Genomic DNA, 13625 nt, shown 5'->3' with positions numbered 1-13625 from the left:
GTCGACACTCCGGGTCCGCCCCCTTTGGGATCCCTCGATGGCCGACACGATCAGCATAGCTTCCCCTGATGTTCCCGGCCCCATCGGCAGGATCCGCCGGTGGTGGGGCGCCCATCCCTATGGCCAGCTCCTGCTGATCGCTGCCCTGGCTCTGTTCCTTGGCCTCATCTGCCATAACATCCTGGCCAGCATGCACCGTCTCGGCATGGCGCCCGGGCTCGACTATCTCTGGCAGCCGGCCAATTTCGACATCACCGAGAGCCTGCTCGTCTATCAGGCCGGCGACAGCTATGGACGCGCCATCGCGGTCGGCCTGCTCAACACGCTCAAGCTCGCCGTGCTCGGCTGCCTGTTCGCCACCGTCCTCGGCACGACACTCGGTATTGCCCGCCTGTCCGGCAATCTGCTGCTCTCCCGCCTCGTACAGGCCTATGTCGAACTGATCCGCAACACGCCCCTGCCCCTGCAGCTGTTCTTCTGGATCGCCCTGACCCAGGCCCTGCCCCCTACAAGGCAGGCCTTGCAGCCTTTCGGTTCGACCTTCCTGTCGGTGCGCGGCATCTTCCTGCCCTGGGTCGAGATCGGCAATGGCCAGAGCCTGTGGCTGCTGGCCGCGGTGCTGGTGCTGCTCGCCATCGCGGTCAGGGCCTTCATCCGCCGCCTGCAGCATCCCCTCTCGGCGTTCGGCCTTCTTGGCGTGCTTGCCCTCTTTCCCGCCATCGCCTTCGCCTGGATCTGGCTCGCCGGTATCACCTTCACGCCGGATCTGCCCGTGCTGCAGGGCTTCAACATCCGCGGCGGCATCACCCTCACGCCGGAATTCGCCGCCATGCTCGTCGGGCTGACGATCTACTATTCCGCCAGTATCTCCGAAAGCGTGCGCAGCGGCATCGAATCCGTCAATATCGGCCAGTGGGAAGCCGGCCGGGCGATCGGCCTGCCGCGCGGGCGCATCATGCGCCTCATCGTGATGCCGCAGGCGATGCGTGTGATCACGCCCCTGATGACGTCGAGCTATCTCGACCTCACCAAGGACACCACGCTCGGCATCCTCATCGGCTTTACCGAGGTGACCGCCATCATCAAGACCAGCGCCAACAACACCGGCAACGCGGTCGAGACCATCATCGTGCTCGTCGCCGTCTTCCTGGCCGTGAGCATGCCGACCTCCTACCTGATCAATCTTTATAATCGCAGCCTGGCCAAGCGAGGGATCATCGCTAAATGAGTTCGATGTCCCTACCCGATGCAGCGCGGATACGCTCGAGCCGGCGTTGGCAAACGCTGAAGGCCGGCCTGTTTTCATCCCCCCTCAACACGACCATTACGCTCGTCGTGCTGGCCCTGATCGCCTGGGTCGGTTCGCATCTGATCGACTGGGCCTTCATCCGGGCGACCTGGTCAGGCACCGCGCAGGATTGCCAGGCCAATGGCGGCGCCTGCTGGGCTTTCGTCGGCGTCAATCTCAAGCTGATGCTGTTCTGGACCTACCCGTCCGACCTCCTCTGGCGTCCGATTCTCAGCCTGGTCCTGATGTTCGGCCTGGCCGGCCTCAGCACCATTCCGCGCTTCTGGGGGCGGGGCCTGATCCTCGCCTGGATCGCGGTGCCCCTGGTCACCTGCCTGCTGCTGCGCGGCTACTTCTCCGGCGTCATCGTCTCGACCAATGATTGGGGTGGCCTGCCGCTGACCATGCTGATCTGGACGATCGCCTATGCCTCGTCCTTCCTGATCGCCATTCCGCTGGCCCTGGGGCGCCGTTCGAGCATGGGCGGCGTGCGTCTGGTCAGCACCAGCTTCATCGAGATCGTGCGCGGCATGCCGATGCTGGTGGTGCTTTATGTCTCCAGCCTGATCGTGCCGATGGCCCTGCCCTATTTCGACGTGAACCTGTTCTTCAGCGTCGAAGTCGCCCTGACCCTCTTCATCGCCTGCTATCTGGCGGAGGTGATCCGGGCCGGCATGCAGGCCCTGCCGGCCGGCCAGGGCGAGGCGGCCCGGGCCCTGGGCCTGAGCTACTGGCAGACGACCGGCCTGGTGATCCTGCCGCAGGCCCTGCGCGCCATCATCCCGCCTCTGGTCAATCTGGGCATCGGCGTCCTGCTCAGCACCCCGTTGATCGGCTTCATCGGCATGATCGACTTTCTCACCGCCGTCAGGAACACGGCCGCCACCAATGAGCAGATCTGGCCGCATTCCTATCCGGAAGCCTATGCCTTCGCCGCCCTGGTCTATTTCCTGATCTGCTTCCCGGCTTCGCGCTACAGCCTGTGGCTCGAACGCCGCCTGAAGGCCTCCACCAGCCATCAGGCAAAGAAGGGCTAGAACCCGGGGTGCAGGTCTTCAGGCTCGCTCCCCAGAGGGCAACGGGTTCAGGTGAATGCGAGGCGCAACGACCCTCCCCTCGATGGGGAGGGCAAAGTACGGCGCGACGTCAACCCGAACTTGTCGCCCTCCCGCTCTACGATAATATCTTGACAAAATAATACGGTCGTACATATTGGAAGAATGGCACGCGCATCGAACCGTGAAAAGCTTCTTATCGCCGGGCTCGGCCTGATCCATGAACATGGCTACAACGCCACCAGTGTGCGCGACGTCGTGCGTGCGGCCGGCGTCCCGCAGGGGTGCTTCACCAACCATTTCACCTCCAAGGAAGCTTTCGGCCTGGAGGTACTGGGTCTCTATCGCGCCGAAAAGCGCGAGGACGCCCACAAGACGCTGCTCGACGACAACCAGCCGCCTCTCGAGCGCATTCGAGGTTATATCGACGCCAGGACGGAGCGCTTCAAGCAGAACGGCATGCGTTGTGGCTGCATGTTCGGCAATTTTGCGGCCGAATCCAGCAGCGACAGCGAGGCGATCCGCCTCGAACTGCTCGATATCTTCGCCGAGAGCCGGCGCGCCATGAGTTATTGCCTGGAGGCTGCCGTCCGGCTCGGCAAGCTGCCGAAAGGGTTCGACTGTCACGAGGCTGCCGCCTTCATCCTCTCTTCGCTGCAGGGAGCCTTCCTGGCCGCGAAGACGGAACGCACCCCCGAACCGGTCGAGCGTTTCAAGAAATTCCTGTTTGCTTCCGTCCTGCGTTGAGACCTGCTGGACTCAAGCTTAACTTCGAACGCGCATCATCATCCCGAAATAATACGCTCGTACGTATTTAATATTTTTCAGAACGAGGTCCTGCAATGCCAGACTCGGCACTCAGCGTTTCCGATATTACCCGGCCGATCAGCCCATCGCCCGACCCTCGCCGCTGGTCGGCTCTGGCCATTCTGCTGACCGGCGCCTTTCTGGCCCCTCTCGACTTCTTCATCGTCAATGTCGCCATGCCGGCCATCACGACCGGCCTCCACAGCACCGCCGCCGACGTGCAGCTGGTGATATCGGGCTATGCCGTGATCTATGCGGTTTTCCTGATCACGGGCGGACGGCTCGGCGATATTTTCGGCCGCAAGGCAATCTTCATGGCGGGCCTGGCGGGCTTTGCCGTCGCCTCGGCCCTGTGCGGCCTCGCCTGGTCGCCGGCCGTGCTGATCGCGGCGCGAATGCTGCAAGGCCTCGCCGCAGCAGCCATGGCGCCCCAGGCACTCGCCTCCGTCCACGCCCTCTTCCCGGCGCATGAACGCGGGCGGGCGCTCAGCATCTATGGCGTGGTGCTTGGCCTGTCCTCCATCGTCGGCCAGTTGCTGGGCGGCGCCCTCGTCGGCGCGGACCTCGACGGCTTCGGCTGGCGTCTGATTTTCCTGATCAACCTTCCCATCGCACTCGTTGCCTTTCTCGCCGCTATTCCGCTGCTGCGCGAAACCCGCAGCGAAAAGCGGCCGCGTCTCGATCTCGGCGGCGTCGTTCTCTCGAGCCTGGCACTCAGCAGTCTGGTGGTGCCCCTTGTCGAGGGCCGTGAACGCGGTTGGCCCTGGTGGTCCGTCCTGATGTTGCTGGCAACGCCGGTCTTCGTCGAACTCTTCCGCCGCTACGAGCTCAGTCTTGCCCGCGCGGGCGGCGACCCGCTGATCGATCTCAGCATCTTCCGCCTGCCGGGTCTGGTTCGCGGCATCGCCGCCATCCTGACGCTCTACGCCATGGCGACCTTCTTCCTGACCTATTCGATCTATCTGCAGGGCGCGCTCGGCTACAGCGCCTGGCATGCGGGGCTGGCCATCCTGCCCTTCTCGGCTGGCTTCCTGGCCGGATCCACCTTCAGTCCGGCGATCAGCCGCCTCACTGGCGGTTTCGCGCCGGCCTTCGGCTTCAGCAGTTCGGCCTTCGGCGCCGCCGCGACCGCCCTGCTGGTGCTGGCCTTCCCGCCCGGCGCGATGCCGCCTCTTCTGCTCATGGCCCCCGCACTCGGCTTCATCGGCCTCGGCATGGGCACCTCGATGCCGACCATGATGCGAGCGATCGTCGAACGTGTCGGGCCCCATCATGCCGGCCTGGTCGGCGGCATCGTGAACTCCACTCTCCAGGTCAGCGCCGCAATCAGCGTGGCGGTTCTGGGCGGGCTGTTCTTTACCATACTCGGCGCACGTACCGATGCGGGCGGCATCGGCACCGCCTTCGCCTGGACCTTGCTGGCGATCGCCGCCTTCCATGTGGGCGGAGCCTATCTCGCCGCCGGCCTGGGCCAGCGCAAGGTAGCCTGCCGGGCGCTTCCGTCGGTCGCGGACTGAAGCGTTTCCAGAACAGCTGATAGACTTTTCGATTAAGAAAACGCGTCGAAACAAGAGTTGGAGAGCAAAGTTCGATTCGAAGAAATCGCACTTTGCTCAAACGAAGGACAGCCATGCCATGACGGATAAGGTCATCAAGATCCCAAGCCCCGACCACCCGATCACCGTCGAACCCAGCCGGGAGCGCATCGTCGTCCGGGCCGGCGGGCGGGTGATCGCGGACAGCCTGAAGGCTCTCCGGCTGCAGGAAGCCTCCTATCCGGCTGTGCTCTATGTTCCGCGAGACGATGTCGACATGAGCGCGCTGACGCGCAGCGACCACGCCACCTATTGCCCCTATAAGGGCGACTGCTCCTATTTCAGCCTGCCGGCGACCGGCGAGCGCGGGGTCAACGCCGTGTGGAGCTATGAAGCACCCTACCCCTCGGTGGCGGCTATCAAGGACCACCTCGCCTTCTATCCCGATCGGGTCGACGCCATCGAACGGCTGCCGATCGCGTAGAAGCGTTTCGTTAGCCACTCACTTTGCTTGAGGAGCAGCGCAAACCCGACAAGAAGAAAATCCGAACCGGCGAGCCGGCCTCAAGCCTTGCCATGCCAGGGCACCAGCAGCCTTTCGGCAAGGCGAACCAGCCATTCGAAGCCGATCGCCACCAGGGCGATCACGAAGATGCCGAGAACGACGATATCGGTCTGCAGGAAATCCGAAGCCGTCTTGATCATGATGCCGAGCCCCTGGGAGGCGGCAACCAGTTCGGCCGCGATCAGCGTCGACCAGCCGACACCGAGCCCGATGCGGATGCCCGTCAGGATCGACGGCAACGCGTTGGGCAGGATGACGTGCCAGAGCACCTGCCAGCGCCGCGCCCCCAGCGCTCGCGCCGCGTCCACCCGGTCCGGCGGCACGGTAGCGACCCCGCCCGCCGTGGTGATGGCCACCGGCGCGAAAATCGCAATCAGGATGATCAGTACCTTGGTGGTCTCGCCGATGCCGCACCAGATCACCATCAGCGGCAGATAGGCAAGCGGCGGCACCGGGCGCAGGAATTCGATGATCGGATCAAGAACGCCACGGGCGATCGGGCTGAGGCCGATGGCGATGCCGGCCGGCACGGCCGTCACCAGCGCGATCAGCAAGGCGGCAAGGATGCGCCAGAGGCTGGCGTCGAAATGCTGAAGCAGGGTCGCGTCGGCATAGCCCTCCGTGGCGACCGTGACGAGCTGTTCGACCACCGCGCGCGGCGACGGCAAATAAAAGGCCGGCAGCCATTCGAAATAGCTGGCAACCGACCAGAGCAGCAGCAGGCCGAGGATGGTGAGGACGCGCACCGGCGTCGCGCCGAGCGGCAAAGCGGATTTGCGCGAGCCGCTCTTGCCGTTCTGCTCCTCGACATCGTCCAGACTGACGGAATTGGCGAGATCGCTCATGCATCCGCTCCCTTCAGCACGGCCGCGAGCACTCGCTCGCGCAGGGCGATGAAGGCAGGATCGGACTTGATCGACCGGCTGCTCTCCCCGGCCAGGACCCGGCGTGAGAAATCGGTATGGAACTCGCGCGTGATGCGCCCCGGGCGCGGCGACAGCACCACGATGCGGGTGGCAAGGAAGATCGCCTCTTCCACACTATGCGTGATCAGGAAGACGCTGCGTTGCGTGCGGTCCCACAAGCGGATCAGCAGTTCCTGCATCTTCTCGCGCGTGAGCGCATCGAGAGCGCCCAGCGGTTCGTCCATCAGCAGGATTTCGGGCTCGTTGGCGAGTGCGCGCGCCATGCCGACACGCTGGCGCATGCCGCCTGACAATTCCCAGATCCTGTGATCGGCGAACTCGGCAAGACCCACCAGATCGATGATGCGTCCGCAGCGCTCCCTGCGCACGGCCGTATCGAGCCCGGCAAGCCTGGGGCCAAACTCGATATTGCCGCGCACCGAAAGCCAGGGAAAAAGGGCATCGTCCTGGAACACCACGCCGCGCTCGCCGCCAGGCCCCGTCACCGGCTTGCCGCCAAGGCTGATCGTTCCCGAACTCGGTGGCAGAAACCCGGCAAGGAGCTTGAGCAAGGTGGTCTTGCCGCAGCCGGACGCCCCGACCGCCACGACGAACTCGGCGGATTCGATGGTGAGGGAGACATTGCTGAGGGCGGTGACGGAACGCCCTCCTCTTCCGGAATAGACGACGTTGACGTCACGGGCGGACAGAGCGGACACGGGAACCCCTTTCTGCCCTTGGAACCTCATTGCGAGCGCAGCGAAGCGATCCAGGCCCTGGGCGAGGCGAGACTGGATTGCTTCGCTGCGCTCGCAATGACGATGGGCCACCGTTTCAATGCATCGAATAAGGCCCGCCCCGGGAGGGAGGAGATCCCGGGGCGGGCAAGCCGACGAAAGCCTATTGAGAGGAAAGCTCCGTCAGGGCCTGTGCGGCGAAGGCCTTGTTCACATAGGCGGAATAGTCGGGCAGCACCGCCGGGATCTTCTTCTGTTCGGCGAGGAAGCCGGCTGTATCCGCGATCGCTTTGACCGTGGCGCCGCCGAGAAGGTCGGGCGAGGATTGCTCGGCCAGAAGCGGCCAGACATTCGCCTTCAGAAGGCCCGGCACATCCTCGGGCTTGGAACCGGTGAGCCGGGCGATCGCCTTGGCCTGATCGGAGTCGACGCTCCAGGCCTCCGGATTGTCCCGATAGGTCTTGTAGGCCTCGCCGGTGACCTTGACGAAGGAGGTCACCACGTCGGGATGCGCCTTGGCAAAGTCCTTCGAAGCGATCCAGGCATCGAAGGTCGGCGCGCCCCATTTGGCGACGTCGGCCGAGGATACCAGCACCCTGCCCTTTTCCTTCAGCTTGCCCAAGGCCGGATCCCAGACATAGCCGCCGTCGATATCGCCGCGCTCGAAGGCCGCAGCCAGTTCAGGCGGACGCAGATTGAGGATCTGCACCGATTTGGGCGCGATGCCCCAATGCTTGAGCGCCGCCAGCAGGCTGTAATGCGAGGTGGAGACGAAGGGCACGCCGATCTTCTTGCCGGCGAGATCCTTGGGGTCCTTGATGGTGTCGCGCACCACCAGTTCCTCGGAATCGCCCAGGAGGGCGGCGACGAAAATCGTCTCGATCGGCAATTGGCGGCTGGCGGCCGCGGCGAGCGGGCTCGAACCGACATAACCGATCTGCACGTCGCCCGAGGCGATGGCCGCGATCACGTCGGCGCCGGAGTCGAATTTGCGCCAGGCGATCTGCCAGCCCGTCGCCTTTTCATAGGCGCCCGCGGCCTGCGCGGCCTTGGCCGGGTCGACCCCGGTCTGAAAGCCGATGGTCACCTTGTTGTCGGCCGCATGGGCGGCCCCGCCGAACGCGGTGCCGAGAGCCAGGCCAGCGGCCAGGAACAGGCGGCGATTGAGCGATGTCATGTGAGATCCTTGAAGACGCGATCCGCCATGCGCTGCACAGGAGCATTGTAAAACGCTCGGCAACGTCGATGCGGTGATGAAGGGTGTAGGAGGTGCAATGCTGGTCCGGCGCCCGAATGCAAAGGACTCAGCAGCAACAACAATTGGTCATGCGATCCCCTCCACAGGTTCGGCTTGCGGGGAAATCAGGGATGCCCGCTCGTCATGGTCGAAGGGTGCGACGGCGGCCCGCATATGTCAATTATTTTCTATAGATTTAGTAGAAAATTAGAAATGGAGAAAGGCGGACGCGAAGGATCCGCCTTGAAAGGTGTCTGTTCGGCGCGGGGCAAGGCCGCGCGAGCTGAACGTGCGCTACACAATCAGCTCTGCAGTTGCCGGTCGTCTCAGCCGACGATCTCGTTGCCCGAAAAGAACTGGGCGATCTCGATCTTGGCATTGTCGAGCGAGTCCGAGCCATGCACCGAGTTCTCACCGACGGACAGCGCATAGAGCTTGCGGACGGTGCCCTCGGCAGCATTGGCCGGGTTGGTGGCGCCCATCACTTCGCGATGCTTGGCGACGGCATTCTCGCCTTCCAGCACCTGCACGACGACGGGGGCCGAGATCATGAACTCGACGAGCTCGCCGAAGAAGGGACGCTCCTTGTGCACGGCGTAGAAGGTCTCGGCCTGCTCGCGGGTCATGCGGACGCGCTTCTGGGCGACGATACGCAGGCCTGCCTTCTCGAACACGGCATTGATGGCGCCGGTGAGGTTGCGGTTGGTCGCGTCGGGCTTGATGATCGAAAAGGTGCGCTCGAGAGCCATGATCGTCCTGGTTTCTTTGGGTTGAGGTGAGCGGCTTATAGCCATGGCCCTGCCCGGCTTCAACCCCCAGAGCAAAAGCGCGTCTTGATGAAAACGCCTCCCGGGTGATTCCGCGAAATCCCAGCCGTATCCGGCAATACTCCGTTTCCTTGCGGCCAAGCAAAAGCGGCGACCGGAGGGCCGATCGCCGCTTGCTTGTCTTCCTATCTTCCTGCAGAGGAGCTCAGGCCTGCTCGGGTTCCAGCAGCACTTTCCAGATCAGGCCGCCAACGATGGCGCCGACCAAAGGCGCAACCCAGAACAGCCAGAGCTGGTTCACGGCGCCGGTCTGCGCAAAGAAGGCGACAGCCGTCGAACGGGCGGGGTTGACCGAGGTGTTGGTGACCGGGATCGAGATCAGATGGATCAGCGTCAGGCCAAGACCGATGGCGATCGGCGCAAAGCCGGCCGGCGCCACCTTGGAGGTCGAGCCCAGGATGATGACGAGGAAGGCTGCCGTGAGCACGATCTCGGCGATCAGGCAGGCGATCATGCCGTATTTGCCGGGTGAAAGATCGCCGAAGCCGTTGGAGGCAAAGCCGCCGACTTCGAAGCCGGGCTTGCCGCTGGCGATGGCGTAGAGCACCGCCGCGCCAGCGAGCCCCCCGACGACCTGCGCGATCCAGTAGGGCACCAGCTCAGCCCAGCTGAACCGGCCGCCGACAGCCAGGCCCAGAGAGACGGCCGGGTTGAAATGACCGCCGGAGATACCGCCGACCGCGAAAGCCATGGTCAGGACGGTCAGGCCGAAAGCCAGGGCTACACCTGCGAAGCCGATGCCCAATTCCGGGAAAGCCGCCGAAAGCACGGCGGCGCCGCAGCCACCGAAAACCAACCAGAACGTTCCAAAGAACTCTGCCGCGAGTTTTTTAATCATGTCTCATCCATTTGGGCTTGTCTTACGTGAGGTTGCTCGGTCCATGCCGTGAATGACTCATCTTCATGGACCGGTTTTTGCTGTCGCCCGGCATCCTAAATTGACGTTGGGGAATGAATTAATATTCTACCTCCCCAATCGCACGGATAGATGAAATATCATGATTCTAACGCAACAGCATGGTTCAAATGCCGGAATCGCGAGTGGAGTCTCAGCAATTGGTTAAAAACGGCGGCAGGCCGCCGCGCGATTCGACAAGACCAAACCCTAACATCACGCAACGGAAAGACGAGATAGTTTTCCGCACGGATTACTATAAAAGTGGAAGCTGCGCCTCGCTGCTCAAACACCATGCTCTCAGGCTGGCGGCAGAAAATCCGGATTGAAAACGATCTCCCACAGATGGCCGTCGGGGTCCTGGAAATAGCCGGCATAGCCACCCCAGAAGGTCTCCCGGGCAGGCTTGACCGGGCGCGCACCCGCGGCAATCGCCTGACGCATCACCGCGTCGACCTCGGCTTCGCTGCCGACATTGTGACCGAGGGTGAATTCGGTCGGGCTGCGCGCCGACTGCGCAATGCCGGCGTCATGGGCGATGTTGGCGCGCGGAAATAGTGCGAGCCTCAAGCCGTTCTGCAGGTCGAAAAAGGCGACGGTGCCATGTTCGAATTCCCGGCCGATGATCCCCTCCGTCGGCAGGCCGAGGCCGTCACGGTAGAATCGGACGGCGGCTTCCAGATCGTCCACGCCGATGCTCAAGACGCTGATAAGCGGTTTCATCGCGAAAACTCCTTGTTCGATGTACTGCGGGAACCTCCGACAGCCACGCCGGCGCGAAAGTGCCCTCTTTCCGGTGAAGCGTCATGCAGCACGCCTGCCTCGAGGAACTCGGCCATTTGCCGGGAGACTGCCCCTTCCCGGCGGGTCGTCGGCACTGGATGGCGGCAAGATGAGAGCAAAAAAGGTCAAATTGGAGGAGCGAGGCGACACCTTTGGCTCTGGATGATTGCCCTGCCGGCCGGCTCATGCCAAAAGCCCGGCCATGTTGCATGTGAACGGCCTTACCTATCGCCTGGGACCGCGCGTCCTGTTCGACAACGCCACCGTGGCGCTGCCGCCGGATGCGCGCGTCGGTTTTCTCGGACGCAACGGCACCGGCAAGACCACCTTGTTCCGCATGATCATGGGCGAGGTCTCGCTCGATCTCGGCAGCGTCTCGGTGCCGTGCGGCATGCGCATCGGCCGTGTCGCCCAGGAAGCGCCGGGTGGGCCGGAAACCCTGATCGAGGTGGTGCTGGCGGCCGACGAGGAGCGCACGGCCCTGCTGGCCGAAGCGGAGACGGCCAGCGACCCCCACCGCATCGCCGAGATCCAGACCCGCCTTGCCGACAAGAATTCCCACGCCGCGCCGGCCCGCGCAGCCACCATCCTTGCGGGCCTGGGCTTCGACCATGCCGCGCAGAGCCGCTCCTGCTCGGAATTCTCCGGCGGCTGGCGCATGCGCGTGGCGCTGGCCGCCTTGCTCTTTACCGAGCCGGATCTCCTGCTGCTGGACGAGCCGACCAACTATCTCGACCTCGAAGGCACGCTCTGGCTGCAGGACTATCTCGCCTCCTACCCCCACACCGTGGTGGTGATCAGCCATGACCGCGACCTTCTCAACGCCTCGGTCGACTACATCCTGCACCTCACAGAGGGGCGGCTCGAGCTCTATCGCGGCGGTTATGACGGCTTTGAAAAGCAGCGCCGGGAAAAGCAGGCGCTCAGTCTGAAGCTCAGGAAGAAGCAGGAAGACCAGCGCCGCCACATCCAGTCCTTCATCGACCGTTTCAAGGCCAAGGCCACCAAGGCCGCCCAGGCCCAGTCGCGCATGAAAATGCTCGCGCGCATGGAGCCGGTGGCGGCTCTCGTCGACGAGGAAGTCAGACCCTTCGATTTTCCGCCGCCCGCCAAGCCGCTTTCGCCTCCCATCATCGCGCTCGAGGGCGCCAGCGTCGGCTATGGCGAGCGCACGGTGCTGTCGCGGCTCGACCTTTCCATCGACAGCGAGGATCGCATCGGCCTGCTCGGCTCCAACGGCAATGGCAAGTCGACCTTCGCCAAGCTGCTGGCCGGGCGCCTGACGGCAATGGCCGGCCGCATGCGCCGCTCCTCGGCGCTGAAGGTGGCCTATTTCGCCCAGCACCAGCTCGACGAACTCAATCCGCAGGCCTCGGCCCGCGACCATGTCGCCGAGATGATGATCGGCGCCACCGAAGCGCAGATCCGCGCCCGCACCGCCCAGATCGGCTTCGGGGCCGACAAGGCCGACACGCCGGTTTCCAACATTTCCGGCGGCGAGAAGGCACGCCTGCTGATGGGTCTGGCCACCTTCGGCGGCCCGCATCTGCTCATCCTGGACGAGCCGACCAACCATCTCGACATCGACAGCCGCCAGGCCTTGATCCAGGCACTCAACGACTATCCCGGCGCGGTGATCCTGATCAGCCATGACCGCTATCTGCTCGAAGCATGCGTCGACCGGCTCTGGTTGGTGGCGGACGGCACCGTCAAGGGCTTCGACGGCGATATGGAGGATTATCGCCGCCTCGTGCTGGCCAAGCCCACCGTGGAGAAAAACGAGCGCGCCGGCGAACCGACGCAGCGCCAGGCCAATGCCGCGCGGCGGGCACAGACCGCGGCCGACCGCGAAAAGGTCCGCCAGATCGAAGCGGCGATGGAAAAGCTGCAGGCCATCATCGCGGATCTCGACGAGAAGCTTTCGCGTCCCGGCCTGTTCGAACGCTCGCCCGACAAGGCGGCCGAGATGGCCAAGGCGCGCGCAACCGCCGAGGAAAGGCTGCTCCTGGCAGAGGAAGCCTGGCTCGAAGCCAGTGCCGCCCTGGAGGAGGCGTCTTCCTAATCAAGGACTGGAGGAGGCCTGATATGGATTGTAGACGCAGACTGACGATCCTGAGCGGGCTTGCCCTGGCAGGCGGCATGAACCTGCCGGCGCTGGCGCAGGAACCCAGCGTGGCTGAGCGCTTCGCGGCCCGGCTGAATGCTCATGACATCGACGGCTTCGCTACCCTGTTTGCCGATGATTACATCAACAACCAGGCCAGTGCCGCCGCTCCGGCTCGCAAAGAGCTGAGCGCCAAGCAGGCGACCGTAGCCTTCTTCCAGGCCCGCCTCACCGCCATGCCGGACCTGCAGGTGGGGATCGAGACGCAGGTGAGCCAGGGCGACAAGGTTGCGGCCAGCTTCGTCTACAGCGGCACGCACAAGGGCCCCTATTTCGGCATCGCTCCCACCGGCAGGCACCTGCGCTTCACCTCCTGCGACATCTTCCGCATCAAGGCCGGCCTGATCGCCGAGCATTGGGGCATGGGCGACATCGCCGGCGTTATGGCGCAGTTGAAGGGATAGTTCTGCAATCCCAAAACGTCTTGGGATTGCGACCTCACACGACCTCCCATCAGGTCTGACTGGCCTGCCGGAATTGGCCCGTCATCCCGATTAGAGCATTATGAAATTAGGTTCGATCATATCCTGCGTTAGCAAAGAAATTCGCGCATTCGCTGGGTTTGGTCTGCTGCAAGATGTGCTGGATGGCGTGCGTGAGCTCATCGAGAGAACGAGCGGCGGCTTGGCGCAGCCAGTGTTTGAGTTTGGCGAAGAACTGCTCGATTGGGTTCAAATCGGGGGAGTATTTGGGCAGAAATAGCAGCTTTGCTCCTGCCTCTCGGATGGCTTGGCGTACCTGCTTTCCCTTGTGGGAGCCAAGATTGTCCATGACGACGATGTCGCCCGGCTTCAAGGTTGGAACCAGTTGGGTTTCCACATAGGTGC

General features: G+C 63.7%; 14 protein-coding genes. 7 read left to right on the top strand and 7 right to left on the bottom strand.

Features of this window, described 5'->3' with window-relative positions; all coding sequences use genetic code 11:
* Positions 1-37: 37 nt before the first annotated feature.
* From C5L14_RS27325 to C5L14_RS27305, 5 genes are all read left to right on the top strand, one after another.
* Entirely contained in the window at positions 38-1228 is a 1191-nt protein-coding gene (locus tag C5L14_RS27325) for an amino acid ABC transporter permease (protein ID WP_245443608.1), read from the top strand.
* Complete coding sequence (locus C5L14_RS27320; protein WP_245443607.1) at positions 1225-2325, top strand: amino acid ABC transporter permease; 1101 nt, start codon at positions 1225-1227, stop codon at positions 2323-2325. Before C5L14_RS27325 ends, C5L14_RS27320 begins: the two co-directional genes overlap by 4 nt.
* Positions 2326-2508: 183 nt before the next feature.
* Positions 2509-3090: a TetR/AcrR family transcriptional regulator gene (locus C5L14_RS27315; protein WP_105865226.1), complete on the top strand. Its 582-nt coding sequence runs from the start codon at positions 2509-2511 to the stop codon at positions 3088-3090.
* Positions 3091-3185: 95 nt separating this feature from the next.
* Complete coding sequence (locus C5L14_RS27310) at positions 3186-4667, top strand: MFS transporter (protein WP_105865225.1); 1482 nt, start codon at positions 3186-3188, stop codon at positions 4665-4667.
* Positions 4668-4785: 118 nt separating this feature from the next.
* Positions 4786-5169 carry a DUF427 domain-containing protein gene (locus C5L14_RS27305; RefSeq protein WP_105865224.1) on the top strand — a complete coding sequence of 128 codons (384 nt, stop codon included), beginning with the start codon at positions 4786-4788 and terminating at the stop codon, positions 5167-5169.
* Positions 5170-5249: 80 nt separating this feature from the next.
* Here the strand turns inward: C5L14_RS27305 and C5L14_RS27300 are convergent, their stop codons facing one another.
* The 6 genes from C5L14_RS27300 to C5L14_RS27275 form a co-directional block, all read right to left on the bottom strand.
* On the bottom strand, positions 5250-6095 hold the full coding sequence (locus C5L14_RS27300; protein ID WP_105865223.1) for an ABC transporter permease subunit: 846 nt from the start codon (positions 6093-6095) through the stop codon (positions 5250-5252).
* Positions 6092-6874 carry a taurine ABC transporter ATP-binding protein gene (locus tag C5L14_RS27295; protein ID WP_181161357.1) on the bottom strand — a complete coding sequence of 261 codons (783 nt, stop codon included), beginning with the start codon at positions 6872-6874 and terminating at the stop codon, positions 6092-6094. Before C5L14_RS27295 ends, C5L14_RS27300 begins: the two co-directional genes overlap by 4 nt.
* A 181-nt stretch (positions 6875-7055) precedes the next feature.
* A complete protein-coding gene (gene tauA, locus C5L14_RS27290; RefSeq protein WP_105865222.1) occupies positions 7056-8069 on the bottom strand; it encodes a taurine ABC transporter substrate-binding protein in 1014 nt (337 codons plus the stop codon).
* Positions 8070-8455: 386 nt separating this feature from the next.
* Positions 8456-8878 carry a nucleoside-diphosphate kinase gene (ndk, locus tag C5L14_RS27285; RefSeq protein ID WP_105865221.1) on the bottom strand — a complete coding sequence of 141 codons (423 nt, stop codon included), beginning with the start codon at positions 8876-8878 and terminating at the stop codon, positions 8456-8458.
* Positions 8879-9101: 223 nt separating this feature from the next.
* Positions 9102-9794 carry an aquaporin Z gene (aqpZ, locus tag C5L14_RS27280; protein ID WP_105865220.1) on the bottom strand — a complete coding sequence of 231 codons (693 nt, stop codon included), beginning with the start codon at positions 9792-9794 and terminating at the stop codon, positions 9102-9104.
* A 357-nt stretch (positions 9795-10151) separates the two neighbouring features.
* Positions 10152-10574: a VOC family protein gene (locus C5L14_RS27275; RefSeq protein WP_105865219.1), complete on the bottom strand. Its 423-nt coding sequence runs from the start codon at positions 10572-10574 to the stop codon at positions 10152-10154.
* Between the two features lie 262 nt (positions 10575-10836).
* On the opposite strand from C5L14_RS27275, the gene C5L14_RS27270 reads away from it, so the two are divergent.
* On the top strand, positions 10837-12696 hold the full coding sequence (locus C5L14_RS27270; RefSeq protein ID WP_105865218.1) for an ABC-F family ATP-binding cassette domain-containing protein: 1860 nt from the start codon (positions 10837-10839) through the stop codon (positions 12694-12696).
* 23 nt (positions 12697-12719) lie between these two features.
* Positions 12720-13202, top strand: a complete 483-nt coding sequence (locus tag C5L14_RS27265) for an ester cyclase (protein ID WP_105865217.1) — start codon at positions 12720-12722, stop codon at positions 13200-13202.
* Positions 13203-13308: 106 nt separating this feature from the next.
* Here C5L14_RS27265 and C5L14_RS27260 read toward each other — a convergent pair.
* A partial coding sequence (locus C5L14_RS27260; RefSeq protein WP_146127008.1) for a transposase occupies positions 13309-13625 on the bottom strand: 317 nt, incomplete at its 5' end.

This window comes from Labrys okinawensis (assembly GCF_002982075.1).
Lineage (GTDB): Bacteria > Pseudomonadota > Alphaproteobacteria > Rhizobiales > Labraceae > Labrys > Labrys okinawensis_A.
Note: the sequence above shows the minus strand (reverse complement) of the source record. Positions and strands in the feature narration are given on the sequence as shown.